The sequence below is a fragment of the Roseibium aggregatum genome (assembly GCF_017309185.1).
Lineage (GTDB): Bacteria > Pseudomonadota > Alphaproteobacteria > Rhizobiales > Stappiaceae > Roseibium > Roseibium aggregatum_B.
In genome coordinates this window covers 1,768,049-1,785,905 of sequence record NZ_JAEKJZ010000001.1, presented here as the reverse complement: position 1 = coordinate 1,785,905, position 17,857 = coordinate 1,768,049, and the positions used below count along the sequence as shown (strand labels likewise).

Annotated in this window: 23 protein-coding genes and 1 pseudogene; 1 reads left to right on the top strand and 23 read right to left on the bottom strand. The window is 62.4% G+C overall.

Translation table 11 applies throughout. The annotated features are described in order from the left end of the window. Window positions 1-2: 2 nt before the first annotated feature. The 6 genes from JF539_RS07700 to tnpA all read right to left on the bottom strand — a co-directional run bounded on the left by JF539_RS07700 (window position 3) and on the right by tnpA (window position 4,884). A complete protein-coding gene (locus JF539_RS07700; RefSeq protein ID WP_207139721.1) occupies window positions 3-296 on the bottom strand; it encodes a VirB3 family type IV secretion system protein in 294 nt (97 codons plus the stop codon). A 66-nt stretch (window positions 297-362) separates the two neighbouring features. Further along, window positions 363-695 carry a TrbC/VirB2 family protein gene (locus tag JF539_RS07695; protein WP_207139720.1) on the bottom strand — a complete coding sequence of 111 codons (333 nt, stop codon included), beginning with the start codon at window positions 693-695 and terminating at the stop codon, window positions 363-365. After that, on the bottom strand, window positions 692-1,690 hold the full coding sequence (gene trbB, locus JF539_RS07690) for a P-type conjugative transfer ATPase TrbB (protein ID WP_207139719.1): 999 nt from the start codon (window positions 1,688-1,690) through the stop codon (window positions 692-694). Before trbB ends, JF539_RS07695 begins: the two co-directional genes overlap by 4 nt. 855 nt (window positions 1,691-2,545) lie before the next feature. Continuing rightward, window positions 2,546-4,096, bottom strand: coding sequence for an IS66 family transposase (gene tnpC / locus JF539_RS07685; protein ID WP_207139718.1), 1,551 nt, complete (start codon window positions 4,094-4,096; stop codon window positions 2,546-2,548). 54 nt (window positions 4,097-4,150) lie between these two features. Beyond that, entirely contained in the window at window positions 4,151-4,504 is a 354-nt protein-coding gene (gene tnpB, locus JF539_RS07680) for an IS66 family insertion sequence element accessory protein TnpB (RefSeq protein WP_023001579.1), read from the bottom strand. Beyond that, a complete protein-coding gene (tnpA, locus tag JF539_RS07675; protein WP_209017038.1) occupies window positions 4,501-4,884 on the bottom strand; it encodes an IS66-like element accessory protein TnpA in 384 nt (127 codons plus the stop codon). Before tnpA ends, tnpB begins: the two co-directional genes overlap by 4 nt. A 12-nt stretch (window positions 4,885-4,896) precedes the next feature. On the opposite strand from tnpA, the gene JF539_RS07670 reads away from it, so the two are divergent. Beyond that, a complete protein-coding gene (locus JF539_RS07670) occupies window positions 4,897-5,718 on the top strand; it encodes a methyltransferase (protein ID WP_207139717.1) in 822 nt (273 codons plus the stop codon). A 344-nt stretch (window positions 5,719-6,062) separates the two neighbouring features. Here the strand turns inward: JF539_RS07670 and JF539_RS07665 are convergent, their stop codons facing one another. The 17 genes and pseudogenes from JF539_RS07665 to JF539_RS07590 form a co-directional block, all read right to left on the bottom strand. Further along, window positions 6,063-6,518 carry a CopG family transcriptional regulator gene (locus JF539_RS07665; RefSeq protein WP_207139716.1) on the bottom strand — a complete coding sequence of 152 codons (456 nt, stop codon included), beginning with the start codon at window positions 6,516-6,518 and terminating at the stop codon, window positions 6,063-6,065. A 2-nt stretch (window positions 6,519-6,520) separates the two neighbouring features. Next, entirely contained in the window at window positions 6,521-8,506 is a 1,986-nt protein-coding gene (locus tag JF539_RS07660) for a conjugal transfer protein TraG (protein WP_207140883.1), read from the bottom strand. Window positions 8,507-8,532: 26 nt separating this feature from the next. Further along, window positions 8,533-10,287, bottom strand: a complete 1,755-nt coding sequence (locus JF539_RS07655) for a relaxase/mobilization nuclease domain-containing protein (RefSeq protein ID WP_207139715.1) — start codon at window positions 10,285-10,287, stop codon at window positions 8,533-8,535. 243 nt (window positions 10,288-10,530) lie between these two features. Further along, entirely contained in the window at window positions 10,531-11,241 is a 711-nt protein-coding gene (locus tag JF539_RS07650; RefSeq protein WP_419247664.1) for a lytic transglycosylase domain-containing protein, read from the bottom strand. A gap of 56 nt (window positions 11,242-11,297) precedes the next feature. Beyond that, window positions 11,298-11,633 (bottom strand): DUF736 domain-containing protein, encoded by a 336-nt coding sequence (locus JF539_RS07645; protein ID WP_207139713.1) that lies wholly within the window; start codon window positions 11,631-11,633, stop codon window positions 11,298-11,300. Window positions 11,634-11,700: 67 nt separating this feature from the next. Then, window positions 11,701-12,243, bottom strand: a complete 543-nt coding sequence (locus JF539_RS07640) for a S26 family signal peptidase (RefSeq protein ID WP_207139712.1) — start codon at window positions 12,241-12,243, stop codon at window positions 11,701-11,703. Further along, window positions 12,240-12,761 carry a DUF2840 domain-containing protein gene (locus JF539_RS07635; RefSeq protein WP_207139711.1) on the bottom strand — a complete coding sequence of 174 codons (522 nt, stop codon included), beginning with the start codon at window positions 12,759-12,761 and terminating at the stop codon, window positions 12,240-12,242. The genes JF539_RS07640 and JF539_RS07635 overlap by 4 nt, the downstream gene beginning before the upstream one ends. After that, window positions 12,758-13,012 (bottom strand): hypothetical protein, encoded by a 255-nt coding sequence (locus JF539_RS07630; RefSeq protein WP_207139710.1) that lies wholly within the window; start codon window positions 13,010-13,012, stop codon window positions 12,758-12,760. Before JF539_RS07630 ends, JF539_RS07635 begins: the two co-directional genes overlap by 4 nt. After that, window positions 13,009-13,140: pseudogene (locus JF539_RS07625) on the bottom strand (cobyrinic acid a,c-diamide synthase); the annotation flags it as partial. The pseudogene JF539_RS07625 and the gene JF539_RS07630, both read right to left, overlap by 4 nt. A gap of 29 nt (window positions 13,141-13,169) precedes the next feature. After that, window positions 13,170-14,342 carry a replication initiator protein A gene (locus tag JF539_RS07620; RefSeq protein ID WP_207139708.1) on the bottom strand — a complete coding sequence of 391 codons (1,173 nt, stop codon included), beginning with the start codon at window positions 14,340-14,342 and terminating at the stop codon, window positions 13,170-13,172. Window positions 14,343-14,361: 19 nt separating this feature from the next. After that, window positions 14,362-14,643, bottom strand: a complete 282-nt coding sequence (locus JF539_RS07615; RefSeq protein WP_207139707.1) for a helix-turn-helix transcriptional regulator — start codon at window positions 14,641-14,643, stop codon at window positions 14,362-14,364. A gap of 137 nt (window positions 14,644-14,780) precedes the next feature. Then, window positions 14,781-15,290 (bottom strand): DUF2285 domain-containing protein, encoded by a 510-nt coding sequence (locus JF539_RS27625; protein WP_209017037.1) that lies wholly within the window; start codon window positions 15,288-15,290, stop codon window positions 14,781-14,783. Further along, entirely contained in the window at window positions 15,247-15,555 is a 309-nt protein-coding gene (locus JF539_RS28105; protein WP_419247663.1) for a transcriptional regulator domain-containing protein, read from the bottom strand. The genes JF539_RS27625 and JF539_RS28105 overlap by 44 nt, the downstream gene beginning before the upstream one ends. A gap of 107 nt (window positions 15,556-15,662) precedes the next feature. Further along, complete coding sequence (locus JF539_RS07605) at window positions 15,663-15,938, bottom strand: DNA -binding domain-containing protein (protein ID WP_207139706.1); 276 nt, start codon at window positions 15,936-15,938, stop codon at window positions 15,663-15,665. Window positions 15,939-16,031: 93 nt separating this feature from the next. Further along, window positions 16,032-16,280 carry a helix-turn-helix domain-containing protein gene (locus tag JF539_RS07600; RefSeq protein WP_207139705.1) on the bottom strand — a complete coding sequence of 83 codons (249 nt, stop codon included), beginning with the start codon at window positions 16,278-16,280 and terminating at the stop codon, window positions 16,032-16,034. A 194-nt stretch (window positions 16,281-16,474) separates the two neighbouring features. After that, on the bottom strand, window positions 16,475-16,798 hold the full coding sequence (locus tag JF539_RS07595) for a DUF736 domain-containing protein (protein WP_207140881.1): 324 nt from the start codon (window positions 16,796-16,798) through the stop codon (window positions 16,475-16,477). A 557-nt stretch (window positions 16,799-17,355) separates the two neighbouring features. Beyond that, a complete protein-coding gene (locus JF539_RS07590; protein WP_328809210.1) occupies window positions 17,356-17,748 on the bottom strand; it encodes a hypothetical protein in 393 nt (130 codons plus the stop codon). Between the last annotated feature and the right edge of the window lie 109 nt (window positions 17,749-17,857).

The window sequence follows — 17,857 nt, the reverse complement described above, 5'->3', positions numbered from 1 at the left end:
GTTCACACCGAGAGATGACCAGGAATGCGCAGATGGCGACGGGCGGCCTCGACGAAGAGCGGATCGCGTCTGGCCGCCCAGACGGCGGCGATGTGGCCGACGGCCCAAATCAGGATCCCGACGAGCCAGAGCTGAAGCCCGAGGCCGACCGCACCTGCGAGCGTGCCATTCAGAATGGCAATGGAACGCGGGGCTCCGCCGAGCAGGATCGGCTCGGTCAGCGCGCGGTGAACCGGCACGCTGAATCCCGGCACCGCGTCGAGGGCTTCGAAGCTTTGCCATTCGCTACCGCTCATGGCGTTCCTCCCTCGAAACGCTCCCACGGAGCCTTTCGTGTCCCTGCGGGCCAACGGTCGTCACCATCAAATCAGCGCCCCGCCACCGAAGCTGAAGAAGCTGAGGAAGAAGGACGAGGCCGCAAAGGCGATGGAAATTCCGAAGACGATCTGGATCAGCCGCCGGAAGCCACCCCCGGTATCGCCGAAAGCCAGCGTCAGACCGGTGACGATAATGATGATCACCGCCACGATCTTGGCGACCGGCCCCTCGACGGATTCGAGAATTGATTGCAGCGGCGCTTCCCAGGGCATGGAAGACCCGGAGGCATGAGCAGCCGGGGCGAAGAATAGGCTGACGTAGGTGGCGGCAACCGCAGTGGCGATGTGTCGGCGGATGTGCTGATCGTGACGGATCATTCGGGATCTCCTGGTTCGTGAGTGATGGCGGGTACTGAAATGACAGGCGAAATCCGGTAGTCGCCGTCCGGCCCGAGGCCCTCGACGCGGGCAAGCTCGGCCAGACGGCGCGCGGAGCCGCGTCCGGCCAGGACGGCAACGAGGTCGATGGTCTCCGCGATCATGGCGCGGGGCACGGTAACGACGGCTTCCTGGATGAGTTGCTCGAGACGGCGCAGCGCGCCGATCCCGGAACCGGCATGGATGGTGCCGATGCCGCCCGGATGTCCGGTGCCCCAGGCTTTGAGCAGGTCCAGCGCCTCGGCGCCGCGCACCTCACCGATCGGAATTCGATCGGGGCGCAGACGCAACGAGGACCGCACCAGATCGGAAAGGCTTGCAACACCGTCCTTGGTGCGCATGGCCACGAGGTTCAGCGCGGCGCATTGCAGTTCTCGGGTGTCCTCGATGATCACGACGCGATCCGAGGTCTTGGCCACTTCGGCGAGCAACGCATTCGTCAGCGTCGTCTTGCCGGTCGAAGTGCCCCCCGCCACCAAGATATTGTCACGGGTCGCAACCGCCTGCCGCAGCGCATCAGCCTGCATCGGGCCCATGATCCCGGCGGCCACGTAGTCTTCGAGTGTGAACACCGCGACGGCTGGCTTTCGAATGGCGAAGGCCGGGGCTGCTACGACGGGCGGCAAAAGCCCTTCGAAACGTTCGCCTGTTTCCGGGAGTTCCGCGGAGACGCGCGGGGACAGGGCATGAACTTCTACACCAACATGGTGCGCGACCAGCCGAACGATCCGCTCGCCATCGGCTCCAGTCAGCGTCTTACCGCTGTCGACCAGCCCCTCGGAAAGTCGGTCGACCCAGAGCCGCCCATCGGGGTTGAGCATCACCTCGACGGTCATGGGGTCGTCCAGAAACTGGGCGATCGCTGGCCCGAGCGCGGTGCGCAGCATCCGCGCGCCTCTCCGGATCACCTCTGGTCTCTGATCGGTCTTCGCCATGCCGGCCCCGCTCCTTTACAGGCGCCTCCAACAGGCCGCCCTGGATCGAGGTCGATTAAGAAAGCCGGAAATCCCTACGGCTCAACAGGTTTCCGAGGGGCGTAGTACCATAGCGTGTGAAGACAGGTAAGCGGCGGAAGATCCCGTGCTCACTGCCAAAGGAACGTTTCGTGTCAACCTAGATGACTAGGTCTCCGCGGTGTCGGTCCACTCAGCCGGGAACGATGGGTCCCGACATCCGGCGCGGCTAACGAACGGGGCCATTTCGGTGGCGTTGCAAGGCGGTGCCGAGCCCACTTTGGGCAATGCGGCAAAGGAAATGAATGCCCGCATCTGCCTTCTGGCACAGCGCGCGGAGCGTCATCCAAAGCGATATGGCCAAGAAACTGCATTGACGCTTTCCTGGCCTTGAATTAGGTAACGGTGAGCAGGGGCGACCTGCTACAACAAAGGAATGTTGCCAATCCGGCCGTGCCAAAAGTGCGCAGGCTGGAGCCTGAAAAAAATCTAAGACATACGTAATCACACATTTTCGCGGAAGACGCCTGCACAGTCGGTATCTTCCTAAAACATCATCGCGCCTGAAAAGTGGCGTGACGGTTGGAATGTGTCTTGGTGCGTTTGTTCGGGTTGTTTTCAGGATCGACGCATTCAATGACGCTCTGCCGCCTCAAATCCTTACAAATCCTCAAGACCATGCCGCCTACATTTAAATGGAGGCCGACATGTATGTCGCGCGAAACCAAAAGATCGCCCTATGCGGATTGGGTGAGGAGCTGGGCTTTGTCGTTCCTGAAAACAAGAGCCGTCAGGACAAGCAAAAAAAGGTAAGCGCCGTCTGCGGCCCATCGGTTTTCAGCTTGACGGGGTGAAGTTCCACGGCAGGAGTTCGTCGATCCTGCTTTTCGGATGGCCGGCGGCGATGGCTTCGAGGGTGGCCTTGAGATAGGCGAAGGGCTCGACGCTGTTGATTTTCGCGGTCTCGATGAGGGATGCGATGCGGCCCCAGGTGCGGCCGCCCTCGTCATGACCGGCGAACAATGCATTTTTCCTGTTCAGTGCAATTGGCCTGATTAGATTCTCGACACTGTTGCTATCAATCTCGACACGGCCATCGTGCAGGAAGGTCTGCAAACCGTCCCAGTGGCGATGGATGTAGGCAAGCTTCTCACCGAGGCGGGATTTGGCGGAGACCCGGCGACGTTGCTCTTGCAGCCATTCCCCGAAGGCGGCGACCAGAGGCGCGGTGCGGGCCTGCCGGGCCGAGTGCCGCTGCCCTGGCGCCGTGCCGCGGATATCGGCCTCGACCCTGTAGAACTCAGCGATCCGGCGCAGGCCCTCGGCGGCGATTTCGGAGCCGTCGCGGTCGAAGACCTCCTTCAGCTTCCGCCGTGCGTGGGCCCAGCAATGGGCCACGCGGATCGGATCGCCGCCCTTGCGGGACGAGCGCGTCAGGCAGTTGTAGCCCTGGTAGCCGTCGAGTTGCAGGATCCCGTCAAAGCCACGAAGGATTTTCTCCGCGTTCTCTCCGCGGCGGTCAGGCGCATAGAAGAAGACCACGCCGGGTGGATCGTCCCCACCCCAGGCGCGGTCGTCTCGGGCCAAGGCCCATAGATACCCGGTTTTCGTCTTGCCGCGGCCCGGATCCAGCACCGGCGCCGTGGTCTCGTCCATGAACAGCTTGGTCGACACCTTCAGATGCTTGGCCAGCCGGTCAACGACGGGTGCGAGGTGGAACGCGGCGGTGCCGACCCAATCCGCCAGCGTGCTCCGATGGATATCGATGCCCGACCGGGCAAGGATCTGGCTCTGCCGGTGCAAGGGCAAATGGTCCGCGTACTTGGCAACCAGAACATGCGCAATGGCGCCTTCCGTCGGCAGACCGCCTTCGATGAGATGCGCCGGTGCCGGCATCTGGGTGACGCCGTCGGTACAGGCGCGGCAGGCGTATTTGGGGCGGACGGTGACGATCACGCGCAGCTGTGCGGGCACGATGTCGAGCCGCTCCGTGCGATCCTCGCCGATCTTGTGCATCACCCCGCAACCGCAGGGACACTCAAGACTGTCAGGCTCGATCAAACGCTCGATGCGGGGAAGGTCCTTCGGCAGGTTGCCCCGATTGCGACGGGCAGGACGGCGGGTTCTGCCCTCGGAAGGGCGCTGCTCGTCCTGGCTCTCTTCGACCTCGGCGATGGCAGTCTCGAGGTCTTCGAAAGCCAATTGCCGTTCATCTTCGCTGAGCTTTTCCGACCTTTTGCCGTGAACCGCGTGGTTCAACTCCGCGACCAGGTGCTCCAGGCGCCTGTTGATCTCCTTGAGCGCATCCCTTTCGCGCAGGAGCGCGGCGACAGCCTCACGCTGGTCAGCGGGGATCGCGGAAAGATCGATGGCGACAGTGGAAGGCATGGGCCGAGAATAACCCGGGACCGCTCCGGATGCCCGCCATTTCCGGCACCTGATTCATTCTGCCGCAGCCGGAGAACGAGCCTCCAATGCCTTCACCTTGCGCCAGTCCAGGCCCGAGAACAGCGCCTCGAACTGGGCATGGTTCAACGACATCATACCATCCCGAACGGCGGGCCAGGTGAAGGTCGTATCTTCCAGCCGCTTGTAAGCCATGACCAGGCCGGTGCCGTCAAAATACAGGAGCTTCAAGCGGTCGGCTCGCCTGGACCGGAACACAAAAACCGTGCCGGTGAACGGGTCCTTGCGCAAAACGGACTGGACCAGGGCGCTTAGCCCATCATGTCCTTTTCTGAAGTCGACTGGCTTTGTCGCCACCAGGATACGCACACGGTTCGAGGGGAAAATCATGATCCACGCCCAAGAGCGCGCACGATCCCAGCAATCCTGTCCGGGCTCACGGAAGCTTCCAGCCGGATTATGGTTCCGCCGTAAATGATCTCCACCGTGGCCAGCGGCTTCGCATCCTCTTCAACGGGCGCCGGAGACGGTTCCAGAACGGCTGGTACAAACTCCGCTCCCGGAAGATCCGGCACCACAAGTTTGCCCTCCCGCGCCAAACGACGCCATGCCGAGAGATGGTTGGGCTTCATGCCGACACGCCGGGCGACCTCGTTCACTGTCACCCCGGGAAGATAGGTCTCCGCGACAAGCTGCCCCTTCACTTCATTGGGCCAACGGCGCATTCCCGTGTCGCGCGGCAAAATCTCATAACCGCATACGGACTCCATATGGAGCTCTCTATGGACTCCCAAACCTGCCTCCATCCCCAAATCGACAATGGGTATGGATTCCAGCATCACGACGGGAGCGAACAGGTGGGATCCAGCCGCCGTTTACAAAAAAAGGTTGAACAGATTCTCGCATTTGTTGAGCAGATCGCAGCCGTCTCAAATCGCTACTCAGCGAGCAAGTCACTTCAATTTGTCGATGGTGCTGCGGGGAGTTGTGCTCTCAGTTTCTTTGTCTACCAATACTATCATTCCCTGTTAGGACGCTCTGTTGAGATCAAGTCCATCGACACAAATTCGGCCCTTATGGACAAGGCCGCCAATATGGCGAACAATCTGGGTTTCTCAGGAATGCAATTCCGCGATGCGGACATTCTGGACGTTGAGTTGAGTATCAGGCCAGATGTTGTCTATGCGCTTCATGCCTGTGATCTTGCAACGGACAAAGCCATCGCTCTCGGCATCCAATCTAGAGCGCGCAACATACTTTCGGTCTCTTGTTGTCAGCACAGCTTTCGCAGAAGAATGAGAGCGGGTTTGGTAGATAAATTATTGATGAAGCACCAGATTTACCGGGACCGCATGACGTACGTTGTCGCTGACACTATGCGCGCTTTGCTTCTGGAAATGGTCGGATACAAGACAAGCATCGTGGAGTTCGTTTCGTCGCGCGCAACCGATAAGAACACGATGGTGCGGGCGACGCTCACTAACCTACCCGCATCCCGGTCATCAATTGAGAGCTACTTGCGTTTGGTTGAAGCATATGGAGCAGCACCGCGTCTTGAGGGCTATCTTCAAGAGTACGGGTTGTTGCCATCTAGTCTTAGGTGATGAAGGCATATTCAATCACCGTGACAAGCTTCCAGGGCTTTGGTGGCATTCCAGCGCTGTATAGCTGTATATATGTGCAGTAAACTTTCCATGTTGGCTGGCCCGGAACATCACCCGTGCCTTTGCACTCGCTTTTGAAAGTGGCCTTTGGAGCAGCCGCAGCGAATTCGCACTTCGTCCCGCAAAGGGTGAGTTCTCCTGTGCCTCGGAGTCGCCACCTGGGCGAATGGCCGGTCATGGGAAGCTAAGCCGCGGCGGGTCACGATAGAGCGGATGTCAGGAGAGGACCGTTCAAGCCAACGACAATGACACTACCGGCGGTAACCCATTTGCGTCACCAGAAATCAATGTTCCTTCGACGTACCTTTTGGATGCTTTGCGCCCTCATGCACATCCTCGGATACTTCCTGTCGCAGTTTCGGCCCCTGTGCGAGGCGCCGGCCAAGAGCTGCGACAAACGCCTCGTATCGCTCACCTGCTTTCGCCCGTGCTGCCTTGGCCGCGGGTTCCGGTAGAGCCGGTGTTGTCGCAAGCCAAAAACGGATGAACACAGCCAGGCTTTCGACGGAAATCCCCACATCCCGTTCCAGCCGGGTGATCCGTCTGTCGATCTGATCCAAGCGTCTGGCCAGAACCGCCTCGCGCCACTCCGCGTCATCCGGAGAAAGGAAGGAAGCGATCGCTGCCTCGGCCACCATCGATTGGGATCTGTCGCGCCGGGCGGCAAACTCCGCCAACATCTGCAAGACCTCAGGATCGAGATAGACCGAGATCTTTGTCTTCTTGCGCCTCAAGGCCATGCTCAAAGCTCCATGCCGTCGTCGGGATTGAGGGAGACCTGACGCGCGACACCGCGCATCTGGTGCAGGATACGTCGAATGCGGATTGCGCCATCCTCCTCATCCTCGGGTGGATCGAATTCAAACTCGTTCTCGAGAGATGTCTGCCTGTCGCGCGATTGAGCCTGAGCCAGTTCCGGCTGAAGACGACGCTCGGACGCTGTCGGTTCCTCATCCTCCGATCCCGTCTCGGATGCTCGCTCAGGCTCGTCGTCCTGCTTTGGGACTGACAGACCGCTCCAGTCATTCTCCTCTGAAACGCCAACATCCACCAAATCGGGGGGCGGCAGGACACGCTCTTTGAACCGCTCATCTTCGTAATACCGTGCTTTCGTCGCCCGGATCGGGGGCGTGCCGGCCACCATCACGATCTCATCGGTTGGCGGCAATTGCATGATTTCGCCGGGGGTGAGCAACGCCCGCGCAGTTTCTGATCGCGACACCATGAGATGGCTGAGCCAGGGCGCCAGACGATGCCCCGCATAGTTCTTCATCGCTTTCATTTCAGTGGCGGTACCGAGAGCATCAGAAACCCGCTTGGCCGTGCGCTCATCGTTGGTCGCGAAGCTCACCCGGACGTGGCAATTGTCGAGGATCGAGTTGTTCGGACCGTAAGCCTTCTCGATCTGGTTCAGCGACTGGGCGATGAGGAAACTCTTCAGGCCGTAACCCGCCATGAAGGCGAGTGCGCTTTCGAAGAAGTCGAGGCGGCCGAGCGCCGGAAACTCATCAAGCATCAAGAGCAGCCGATGACGATCATCCTTGCCCTGCAGATCCTCGGTCAGACGTCGTCCGACCTGGTTGAGGATCAGGCGGATAAGCGGCTTAGTGCGGTTGATATCCGAAGGGGGCACCACGAGATACAGCGTAATGGGGCGCGCTCCGCCGACAATATCGCTGATCCGCCAGTCGCATTTGCGCGTAACCTGCGCGACGACAGGGTCACGATAGAGCCCAAGGAAGGACATCGCCGTCGAAAGCACGCCGGAACGTTCATTCTCGGATTTGTTGAGCAATTCGCGGGCGGCACTGGCAACCACGCGATGCGGTCCCGCCTCGCCTAGGTGCGGCGTCCGCATCATGGCACGCAGCGTCGCCTCTACGGGACGCCGCGGATCGGACAGGAAGTTTGCGACACCAGCCAGGGTCTTGTCCTTCTCGGCATAGAGCACATGCAAGATCGCACCGACGAGCAGGCTGTGGCTGGTCTTCTCCCAGTGATTCCGCCGCTCCAGGCTCCCCTCGGGGTCCACGAGGATATCGGCGATGTTCTGGACGTCGCGAACCTCCCATTCCCCACGGCGGACTTCGAGCAGGGGGTTGTAGGCCGAGGAGTCTGGATTGGTTGGATCGAAGAGCAGGACCCGACCGTGCCGGGCCCGGAACCCTGCGGTCAGCTGCCAGTTCTCGCCCTTGATGTCATGAACGATGGCCGAGCCGGGCCAGGTGAGAAGAGAGGGCACGACGAGCCCTACCCCCTTACCGGATCGCGTCGGCGCGAAGCAGAGTACATGCTCCGGCCCATCGTGGCGCAGATATTCCCGCTGATAGCGACCGAGGACCACGCCATCCGGGTCAAGAAGTCCGGCCGCCTTCACCTCGCCCTTCTCGGCCCATCGGGCAGAACCGTAAGTCGCGACGTTGGGCGCCTCGCGGGCGCGCCAGACCGACATGGCGATGGCTACGCCGATGGCGATGAAGCCCCCAGAGGCGGCGATGATCCCACCGGTCGCGAAGATCGGCGGCGCATAGGCCTCGTAGAAATACCACCACCAGAAGATGGCCGGTGGATAGTAGACGGGCGTCTCGAACAGCACGAACCAGGGCGGGCCCAGCTGTGCCTGATAGCCGAGGCTCGCGGCCACGTATTGCGTCGCGCCCCAGGTGGTGCCCAGAATGATGAGGAAGACGATGGAGATCTGTCCCCAGAGGATCTTCGTCGCTGAAATGACTGTCGCTCCTTTCCGGTGTTTGTTCAGAGGCCGAGGCCGCGCTTGCGGCCGAAGTCCCAATTAACCCCGCCGTCCCCGCGCGCGATGCCGGTGACATCCCGGCCGAGGTGCTTTTCGAGGGAGGGGGACCAGGGCACGAGTTGGAAGCCGAGCGCGCCGTCAGCTCCATAGCCCTCGATCATCGCAAAGCGCCCCGAAGCCAGCGCGAGACGCTGGCGATAGATACCGTTGACGTAGTCACCCGGGTCCGCCTTGTTGAACGGCAACCCGGTTTCCCCTGAGAGCTGCTCGCCAACCGCCTGCAGCTCCCGGTCGCGCAAGGTTCCGAGCAGGCGCCGGGCAAAGACCACCCTGCCGCCCCGCCGCTCGGCGAGCCCCTCCGCGGTCAGATGATCGGCCCGGGCTTGCAGGGCCTCCCGGACCTCGGCACCGAAGCCCTGGTCCGACAAGGCGAGCGGGTCGCGCGCGATGGCCTGCCGGTCGAGCCAGGTGGCCCCGGATGCGGTCACTTGCGCTGCAAGGTCCAGGTCGGACCGAGCCGCCAGTGCGACGCGACGCTGGCCGCGCGCATCGTCATAGGTGCGGAGCTCCACGATCGAGCCCGGAGCGCTGTCGCCGGCGGCGTCGAGATGGGGCAGACGGATATGGTGGCTCCGGCCATCGACACCATCGACGACGGCATAGGCTGTCCCCTTCAGCTCGTCATCGAGACCGCGCTCGACCAGACGACCGATGACGGGAACATTGAGGCTCTCCGCGGCAAGCACGTAACTCGAGGACCCGCGCTCGATCCCCCGGTCCGTGAGAGCGCGATGCATTCGCTTGATGATGTCGCCACGCTCCCCCATCTCGCGCAGGACCGCCTCGACATCGTCCCTGATATACCATTGCGACTGTCCGATCTGGTCGGCGACGCCGAGAACTTCGAGCCGGCGCAGCCGCCCGACCTTCAGTGTGTGAAACGCATCGGGCTGCCGATCCGCATCCGGCGCCATGTTGAGGATGCGCGAACGCCCCGCATCCCGCAGCAACTGACGATCGATCTGCGTCCAGCGCTCAGCCCCGATCTGGCGTTCAAGTGTGCGGCGGATGTCGAGATCGCTGCGTGGGCCCAGTTCAAGGGTGATGAGATCCCGTGCCCTGTCGCGCATCCCCTCCTTGATGTAGTCCCGCGAGATCACGAGATCCTGGCCGTCGTCGCGCGTACCCCGAACGATAAGATGGACATGCGGATGGGCGGTGTTCCAGTGATCGACGCCGACCCAGTCAAGAGATGTGCCGAGATCCTGCTCCATCCGCCCGACGAGATCGCGGGTGAAGGATTGAAGGTCAGACATGTCCGGCGCGTCGTCGGGTGAGACTATGAAACGGAAATGATGACGGTCATCGCGGCACCGCTCGGCAAAGGCCCGGCCATCGGCATCCTCCGTTCCCGGCCCGAAGAGCCTGGCCTTCTCCCCGTCCCGGGTCACGCCGTCCCGGCGCAGGTAATCGAGGTGGGCTCCGAGAGGCGCGGACGTCCCGCTGTGCCGCACCACACGCGCCTTGACCACCGCGCCGCGCGTGCGGGCGGTGATGAGGCGGTTGGCCTGAATGCTGGCACGCTGACCGCGCCCGAAGCTGGACCGATTGCCCGGGGTGACACGTCCGGCCCGCGAGACGCCACCACCGACCTTCTTCGCCGCAGCCAGGGCCTGTGCGACAAAGGGCCGGGCCTGCTGCGCCCGTGTCGAACGGATACGCCCCGGGCGGATGCGGAACTCGCGGTCATCGGGCATGGAAGTTCCCCACACGGTGCGAAACAACGCAAAAGATCAGAGTGTTAGGGACATCTCGCACGGTGCGAACAAGTGCCACACGGTGCGGCACGCGGCGAAAACATGAACAAAAACAACCGCCCAACCGCCGCGCACCGTGCGCCCTTTTATCCTGCCATCCTTCGGTCGTGGTGCCTGCCGCCGCCCCTCGCGCCCTCCAAGACACGCCAGAGTACGACAGAATGCGAAGCGTGATCTTTCGGGTCATGGCCTGGCCTCACCAGTCTTCCGCTGGACAAAGAGGCCCTCAGGCTGCGGGGCTATGCGCGCATGTGGCACCGCCGGGACGGGTGAAGGAGCGCCGCCGACCGTCCGGTGAGGCGACACGGGATCGATCGCAGACGCGCCATTGTCGCGGCTGATGAAGAGCGCCGCCTCACGCCAATCGAGCAGCCGGGCTGCAGTGATAGCGGTGCCCGATGGCCGCTCGCCAAGCAGCGCGGGCGCAAGCGCAGCGACATAGGCACGCGTCTCGGCCGGCAACGGACGATCCGCAAGTCGGTATTCGTCGTAGCGGGCGGGGCCCGCGTTATAGGCCGCCAGCATCGCCGCGACATTGCCATAGCGATCCCACATCTCGCGCAGATAGGCCGTGCCCGCGAGGATGTTGTCACACGGCTCGAAGGGATTATGGCCGAGGCCATAACGGATGCGCAGCCCGGCCCAGGTCTCGGGCATGACCTGCATCAGCCCCATCGCGCCAGCGGAAGAGACAGCATGCAGATCGCCCGCGCTCTCTGTCCGCATCACTGCCATGATCCAGGTCGTCGGAATGCCGAAGCGCTGCGACGCCTCAGTGACTTGGGCGGCGTAGGGATGCGCGGCGACTGCGTGTTCGGGCACATCGTTTTGGGCCATAAGCGGTTGCGTGGCGGTGACCGGGAGGAAGAGGCCGGAAAGAAGAAGGAGGAGCATGCGGCGGCAGGCGCCGCATCTCCCCAGAGCGGGAGGGGTGCAGGACGCGATCATCGTCAGTGCTGCTCATCGCGTTTCTTCGGGCGGGTCCAGTGCAACCCCCACGCCCTGCCCTCCTCATCCGACTGGAACAGGCGGGTGCGGATCGGATGCCGGAAAACCGGATCATCGAGCAGGACCGAAACGAACGCCCCTGCGGTTTCGCCTGTGTGTTTCCAGCCCGCGCCAACCTCCGGGCCGTCCTCGTCACCGAGGTGGATGCGATACGCAGGAGCCTTCTCGGAATCGACGTGGTTGGTGTGAACCAAGGTCAGCTCCAGGTCGAGCGAGAGCGTGCGAATCTGTCCGGAATAGCCGGACGGGGTGCGGGTGAATTGGCCGATCTGTGGCATTGGAGGTTCCTTCTTCATACGGTTGTTAGGAGGCAGGCCGCTTTCGCGCCCCGCCACGGACGCGCCGTCACCGCTCCGGCGCGCGCCAGACGAGGTGGTCATCGCCACCCTCGTCTGTGAACAGTGGACTGGCCTTGCCGATCACCGCCGAGGTCGGGAACGGGCCGAAATAACGACCATCGAAGCTGTCCTCGACCGCCGGGTTCATCAGGAAGACCTCGCCCTCCGCGATGGTGCGGCAGCCCTGCCAGACAGGAAGATCGCGGCCATGGCTGTCACGCTCTCGCGCCTCCCCCAGGTAACTGCCATCGACGGTGACCTCAGCACCGTCACGGCAAACCCGTTGTCCGGGCAGCCCGATGACATGCTTCAGGATCGGCACATCGCGACCGATATAGCCGCGAGCGACCATGAAACCCGCAAGGGGTTCGGGCGGCATGACCGCGACCAGATCTGGCACCTTGAGCCGATCCGCTGACGCGATGGTGTAGAAATCAATCGGCACGCTGGCCGAGGCGTTCCAGACCAGCCGTGGCGCAGTCGGAACGCTGCTGGCGATGACGGTGGCGAGCGCCGCGACCGAAGCCATGATGTAGCAGGCGCGGGTCATTGCCCGATTTCCCGACGCCGGATCCATGCATCATGGCGTTCCGCCGTATAGGGTCGCGGCGCTTCGCCCGCCTTCATCCAGTGTGCGACATGCCGCCAGTGGTCGGGATCGGCCTCGGCGGCGTCGATGCCGAGAACCTCGATGGCATCGACATGACGCAAGACCTCTTCGACCTTGGGCCAGCCTTCGATCTTCAACAAAATCTCGCCACCGGGACGCACGAAGGGCAGCGTCTGGTAGGCGTTGCCAGGCGCGATCGCGCGGAGAATGTCGATGCGCGAGACAATGGTTCCATAGTCATTCGCCGCCCAGCGGACGACGGCGAACACGGAGCCGGGACGGAAGAAGACAATGCGGCGGCTGCGGTCAAGGATCTGCGTACCGGCCTCCTGGCCGAACCGGATCCAGACCTCAATCCGCTTCTCCACCCAGGTTAGTTCCACGCGCGTCAGCTCGCCGCGGGAATGTGCGTCGAAAGGTCCGTCTACGATCACGCCAGGGATCACAAAGCCGGTCATCGAGGTTCTCCTTCGGTTTTCGGGTATTCGCGCCCAAGCAACTCGCGCAGCATGCCAGCGACAGTGACACCGCAGCCGAAAGCTGCGACCTTGATGCGACCGCGCAGGTCCGGGGTGATGTCGATGGTGAGCCGGGCCGTGGAGATCGCCGCTACGCGACCGTGTACGGATGGCGCCTCGCCAGCCTTGATCCAGGTCTCGACATCGACCGGCCGCGCGGCGAAACCACGCTCGTCATTGCGCCCCGTCATACCGCCACCTTCCCGAGACTGAAGCGCCCGATCACAGACGTCAGCGCCGCGATCTCGCGGGCAGCGGGCGATTGGCGGTCGATTTCACTGGCGAGGTGACCAGACTGCGCCGCATCTGCAAAGACAACGCCGCCTTTCTGATTGAGCAAAGCAATGATCATTCGCGACCCCCCGGCAATTCGAGAGTAAGGCGGGGCGTATCTGGACCATCGGAGGCTGCTACGACACGATCAGAGGCAGTTCGCGGCACCGATGGGGTGACATCTGCCTTTGTCTTGCCGGCTAGTCTGAGGCCTTTTGCAGTGGCAAGGATGAGATTTTCCACATCACGCGCGCGCTCTTCAAAGTTAGACTCTTTGTTAGACTCTAAGTTAAGGGCGGGATTTCCGATTTCGTTTCCGTGCGTTACCCCCTGTTTGGGTTCCTGATAGCACGCCCCCCCGGTTCCTGATGGCACGATAGTCCGGGTTCCCGATAGCACGAGCGCATTCACAGGTCTTCCACAGCCCGGTGCGGGCTCGAAGGCCAACAGCTTGCGGCCACCAACCTCAGTCTCGAGAAAGAGCGTGTAGCCCGGCAGCGGCTGTCGCCGAATGATGTCGCGAAGCTCAAAGGCGAAGCGCTTGAAGGGGGACAGCGCCCCGGACTTTTGATGAAGATGATGGAAGTCGAAACGCCAGCCATCGCGCTGTCGGCCACCGTGCTTGCGCACCAGGCGATACAGCCAGCGGTCAAGCCCGCCGGTCAGGTTGAAATAAGCCCGGTCGATCGTGAGGATGAGTGCGTTGTCGAGCACCGCTTGGTAAAACCAGTCGGGAACGATCAGCTCAATGCCGTCCGGGCAGCCGTCCCTGTCGCTGCGCTCCTGCCATTCGTTGATCCAGGAGAAGCGATGGCGGCGGCCTTCCGCCGGCTGCCGGATCGAGGTGGAGATCGTCGTCGACTGCAGACGATCCAGCGCCGCCTTCAGGCGCCGATAATCCCGCGAACTGGTTCCGCGACCGACATAGGTGAGGATCTCATATGGGGTGGCGGCCATCAGCCGGGAGGTGCGCAGACCCGCGTCACGCGCCTCGACGATCTGGCTCGCGGCCCAGATCAGGATGTCGGCATCCCAGATCGTGGCCATGCCATGATCGGGAACCGCCTCGACCCGGATACTGACGCTGCCAGCGGCAAAGTCGATTGGCGCAACACGCTTCGACTTGGCGAGGGAGAAGAAAGGATAGGCCATAAGATCCTGCGCATCCCTGGGAGCGAAGTCGCCGGGCAGCGCGCGGAAGAGATCGAGCTGTCCGCGCTCGGAACGGGATTTTCGTGCACCAGTCATGAAAGCGTCGGCTCCCTCGTCAGCGCACGAAGCGGCCAGGCTGCGGGAGGTTGATGAGCTGATGGCGTTTCGCCGGAAGCACTTGTCCGCGCGGGTCGGATGTCGAAGTGACCGCGCCCCGCCCAACCCAGGCCTGGAGGTCCTCGATTGCATAGACCACACGCCCGCCAAGCTTGTGGTAGGCGGGACCGGTGCCGTATGTCCTGTGCTTTTCCAGTGTGCGCGCGGACAGGCTGAGGAACTGGGCGGCTTCCTTGGTGCGCAGATAGCGCGGGGGAAGTTCGGTTGAGATGGCGGACATCGGGCGTCTCCCTTCTGTGTGTGACCAGTGCCGCGAAACAACGGCTGATGTCGGTCACGATGGCGAAGCGCGTCCGGTCAGATGCAGTGGGAAGGTGGGTGGGGTAAATCCGCACACCACGGCGCGGGATCGCGGATCTAGAGACGGCGCTGGTGACGAAGAAGCTTGCGATAGCCTCCGGCGATCAGATTACGCCCCTCGCGAAGGAGGCTGGAGACGGCAAAACGGGCCGAGGAGACCTGCCATTCATCGCGGTCCAGGCGACCGGTGCGGAACAGCACTTCAGCGATCTGCTTTTGGGTCGCGCCATGGAAGGCGGCGTCGGAGGCCTGGAGGACACGGCGCAGCCGCGCTTTCTGCTGCGCGGTCAGACGGGTGTCGCGCGGGATTGAACGACGTCGATGCTGGTCCGCCAGCAGCCGCTGGATCGCCTCGATGCGATCAAGGCCCTCAGGGCCGAGAGGAACAGTGGCCACAAGCCGACCACCGTCTTTCAGGGGAGCGACGAGATGCAGGTAGGTCCCGTCCGGCAGCCTGTGGCGCAGGTGTTTGCCAATGGGGGACGCCCTGCCCTCGGGGGCAACGATCTCACCGACGGGGGCGTCAGTTTCTCCAGAGAGCGCCTCGGGGTCGACCGCGAAGACCACGGCGCTGGTATCGATCTCCGGACGCCAGAATATCTCTGCAACAGTCGCGGTCAGACCGGGCCGGATCGGGAAAGCACAGACCCCATCGACGGCCGATCTGATCCCTCAGGTCAGCCCTCTCAGGTGGTCCCCCTGCAAGCTCTGCATAGTCATGTTGATATTCGGGATTGCGGCGCAGGCATTCCCAGCCGAGTTCCGGTGCGGCCAGATCATCAAGATAATCATAAGCCGCCTGGTCACGCCAATTCGAACGGTCGGGTTGCATGACATAGTCTCTCCCCTGGGTTGAACTCCCCAAAAGGATTCCGATAGATCAATAACTTGGGAAGTCCGCTGCAAAGCAACAGGTGATGCGTGCGACGCATCACCTTCTCAGCTGGTGCGCCCCGCCGCCAATTGTCGATAGCCCTCGGAACTTAGCCAGCGCGCACGTTCAAGATGGGCGTCGTGGACCAGGCGCGCCCGCTCCGGCTCTTTCTGCGTATCGAGCCCCAGGATGATCTGCGCGGCCTCCTGCCAGCTCGCGCCCTCGCCTGCAGCGTCGAGCAAACGCATGTACTGAGTTATGTGACGACGATCATAATCCGTCACCACGGCTCCCTGCGGCGGCACATCCTGCAATTTGCTGATCGTCACGCCAAATCCCATTGTGGTTTGCGAGCATAGTTACCACATTTGCTTAATGTTCTCGTGAGCATGGCGACAGCGAGCATCCCAGTTCGGGCAGACGTGCCGAAAAACTCAGCCCTTCGAGATGTTCTTCGCCTGAACATGCATCACTCCAATACCCTGGTCGGAGTTCAGGAGAAGAATGCCATTCGCTTCGAAAGCTCGTCGAACCTGATCGCGCGTGGTTTCGTAGACCTCGAGCCCGCTTTCGGATTCGAGGCGCTTTAGCGCGGTCAAAGATACCCGGGCCTCATCCGCGAGCTGCTCCTGTGTCCAGCCAAGAAGCGCTCGCGCGGCCCGCGATTGTCGGGCGGTGATCATGCAGATCACCTCCCATCCGGCCCGGCGCGCACGCCAGAACTACGACTATTATAGTCGCTTTTGTAAGTATCTCCACCGAAATTATTCGGTGTTTTTATCGCGTTTTCGCATTAGCACTGCAAATTCAGGGAACTGATTCGGTTGTCCGAGATGGAGATCAGCCCCGGCCTTTCGGCCGGGGCCTTATGGCGCTGCTACTCGCTGCGGCGACCGTTCGGGCGGGACCAGATCAGCGCGTAGCTCTCGCCGTCTTCTTCATCGAACAGATTGGCGTAGATCGGAGCGGTGAAGCTCGGATCGTCGAGCTTGAGGCCCAGATAGTCGCGGCCCTCGCCCGAGCGCTTGGACCAGGCGGCGCCGATCTCCGCGCGGCCGACCAGGACCCGGTGGCTGGGGGCGTTCTCGCCGGTGGTGCGGGTGTCTGGAACGATACGCACGCCCTTGGCCTGGACGCTGAGGGTGACGATTTCACCGGTGAATTCGTTGCCGGTCTTCTTGAAGGTGCCGATGGTGGCCATTGTTAGTCTCCTTTTTCTGTTTCCGGATCCGCACCATTGCGGCCCGATGGCGATCGACAGGCCGGAGACGACAGGCGGCGCACCCTCGGCTTGCCGGGGGCAGGACAGCAAAGGCATAACTTTCTTGTCTCGCGCGGAATGGGCTCAGCCCAGGGGAAGAAAGTTGTGGCGACGCTGTTGCGCCAAGCCGGTCGAGGCACAGCCGGTCTTCGGCCAGATCAGGCCATTGAAAGGGCCGTATGGAGTGGACATGAAACGGGCATGTAACGGAGACGATGGCGACCGCGGATGCTCGTCAGCCTGACCGGCCTTTTCACCGGCGGGTTCGCTCACCCGCGCCAGGTTATGCGCATCGTTCTCCGGACGCCCCGACCGACGTGCTCCCCGCAATCGCAGGAGCGATTTGCCGCTTGAACGGTCCGCCATTCCCACCGCACGGTCACGGGTCGCGACGCGAGCCTCATGCCGATCGGCACACCGCCCCGTACCGGCATCCTGATGATTGGAAGGGCGTTCCATCATTGATCAGATCCTGCTTGATGGAACCACCGGCAGTGTCAGGCGCTCACAGTAGACCGATCCGAAGGCGCGGCGGCCGAACCGGCAATGCAGAGAAAGGCGGAAATGCGCATTGCACCAGCACCGATGACCGCGAAGACTACCTGCCATGTCTCCGAAGGCATCATCGCCCTGGTGATCCCAAGGGTGGCATTGAAGCCGGCGAGCACCGCCACCACTACGGAGATCAGGGCGATGGAAAGCGCGCTCAGGGCGGCCGGACGAGCATCATCTACGCCCGACCGATGGCAAGCGTCAGGCCGGCGGCAAAGCCACCAGCGAGGACTGCACCGAGCCAGATTGCTCAACTGCCGTAAGCCCCAGGTGCCGACACGAAGTCCGACGAGGAACGGCAATGCGAAGACGGCCAGGTTGAACAAAAACCAACACATGGCCGCGATCCTGGCCAAAGATGCAAAGAGTCCGGTAGCGAGAACGGTGGTGCCTCCCGTCCAACGTGGAACGCTCTCGGCTACCACCACCGTGGCGCGAACTGAAAGT

Bases quoted from the DNA above. Each gene is read 5' to 3' on its own strand.
- JF539_RS07700 (WP_207139721.1), bottom strand. From the start codon at position 296: ATGAGCGGTAGCGAATGGCAAAGCTTCGAAGCCCTCGACGCGGTGCCG.
- JF539_RS07695 (WP_207139720.1), bottom strand. From the start codon at position 695: ATGATCCGTCACGATCAGCACATCCGCCGACACATCGCCACTGCGGTT.
- trbB (WP_207139719.1), bottom strand. From the start codon at position 1,690: ATGGCGAAGACCGATCAGAGACCAGAGGTGATCCGGAGAGGCGCGCGG.
- tnpC (WP_207139718.1), bottom strand. From the start codon at position 4,096: ATGCCTTCCACTGTCGCCATCGATCTTTCCGCGATCCCCGCTGACCAG.
- tnpB (WP_023001579.1), bottom strand. From the start codon at position 4,504: ATGATTTTCCCCTCGAACCGTGTGCGTATCCTGGTGGCGACAAAGCCA.
- tnpA (WP_209017038.1), bottom strand. From the start codon at position 4,884: ATGGAGTCCGTATGCGGTTATGAGATTTTGCCGCGCGACACGGGAATG.
- JF539_RS07670 (WP_207139717.1), top strand. From the start codon at position 4,897: ATGGACTCCCAAACCTGCCTCCATCCCCAAATCGACAATGGGTATGGA.
- JF539_RS07665 (WP_207139716.1), bottom strand. From the start codon at position 6,518: ATGGCCTTGAGGCGCAAGAAGACAAAGATCTCGGTCTATCTCGATCCT.
- JF539_RS07655 (WP_207139715.1), bottom strand. From the start codon at position 10,287: ATGCCCGATGACCGCGAGTTCCGCATCCGCCCGGGGCGTATCCGTTCG.
- JF539_RS07650 (WP_419247664.1), bottom strand. From the start codon at position 11,241: ATGCTCCTCCTTCTTCTTTCCGGCCTCTTCCTCCCGGTCACCGCCACG.
- JF539_RS07645 (WP_207139713.1), bottom strand. From the start codon at position 11,633: ATGCCACAGATCGGCCAATTCACCCGCACCCCGTCCGGCTATTCCGGA.
- JF539_RS07640 (WP_207139712.1), bottom strand. From the start codon at position 12,243: ATGACCCGCGCCTGCTACATCATGGCTTCGGTCGCGGCGCTCGCCACC.
- JF539_RS07635 (WP_207139711.1), bottom strand. From the start codon at position 12,761: ATGACCGGCTTTGTGATCCCTGGCGTGATCGTAGACGGACCTTTCGAC.
- JF539_RS07630 (WP_207139710.1), bottom strand. From the start codon at position 13,012: ATGACGGGGCGCAATGACGAGCGTGGTTTCGCCGCGCGGCCGGTCGAT.
- JF539_RS07620 (WP_207139708.1), bottom strand. From the start codon at position 14,342: ATGACTGGTGCACGAAAATCCCGTTCCGAGCGCGGACAGCTCGATCTC.
- JF539_RS07615 (WP_207139707.1), bottom strand. From the start codon at position 14,643: ATGTCCGCCATCTCAACCGAACTTCCCCCGCGCTATCTGCGCACCAAG.
- JF539_RS28105 (WP_419247663.1), bottom strand. From the start codon at position 15,555: ATGCAACCCGACCGTTCGAATTGGCGTGACCAGGCGGCTTATGATTAT.
- JF539_RS07605 (WP_207139706.1), bottom strand. From the start codon at position 15,938: ATGGGATTTGGCGTGACGATCAGCAAATTGCAGGATGTGCCGCCGCAG.
- JF539_RS07600 (WP_207139705.1), bottom strand. From the start codon at position 16,280: ATGATCACCGCCCGACAATCGCGGGCCGCGCGAGCGCTTCTTGGCTGG.
- JF539_RS07595 (WP_207140881.1), bottom strand. From the start codon at position 16,798: ATGGCCACCATCGGCACCTTCAAGAAGACCGGCAACGAATTCACCGGT.
- JF539_RS07590 (WP_328809210.1), bottom strand. From the start codon at position 17,748: ATGTGTTGGTTTTTGTTCAACCTGGCCGTCTTCGCATTGCCGTTCCTC.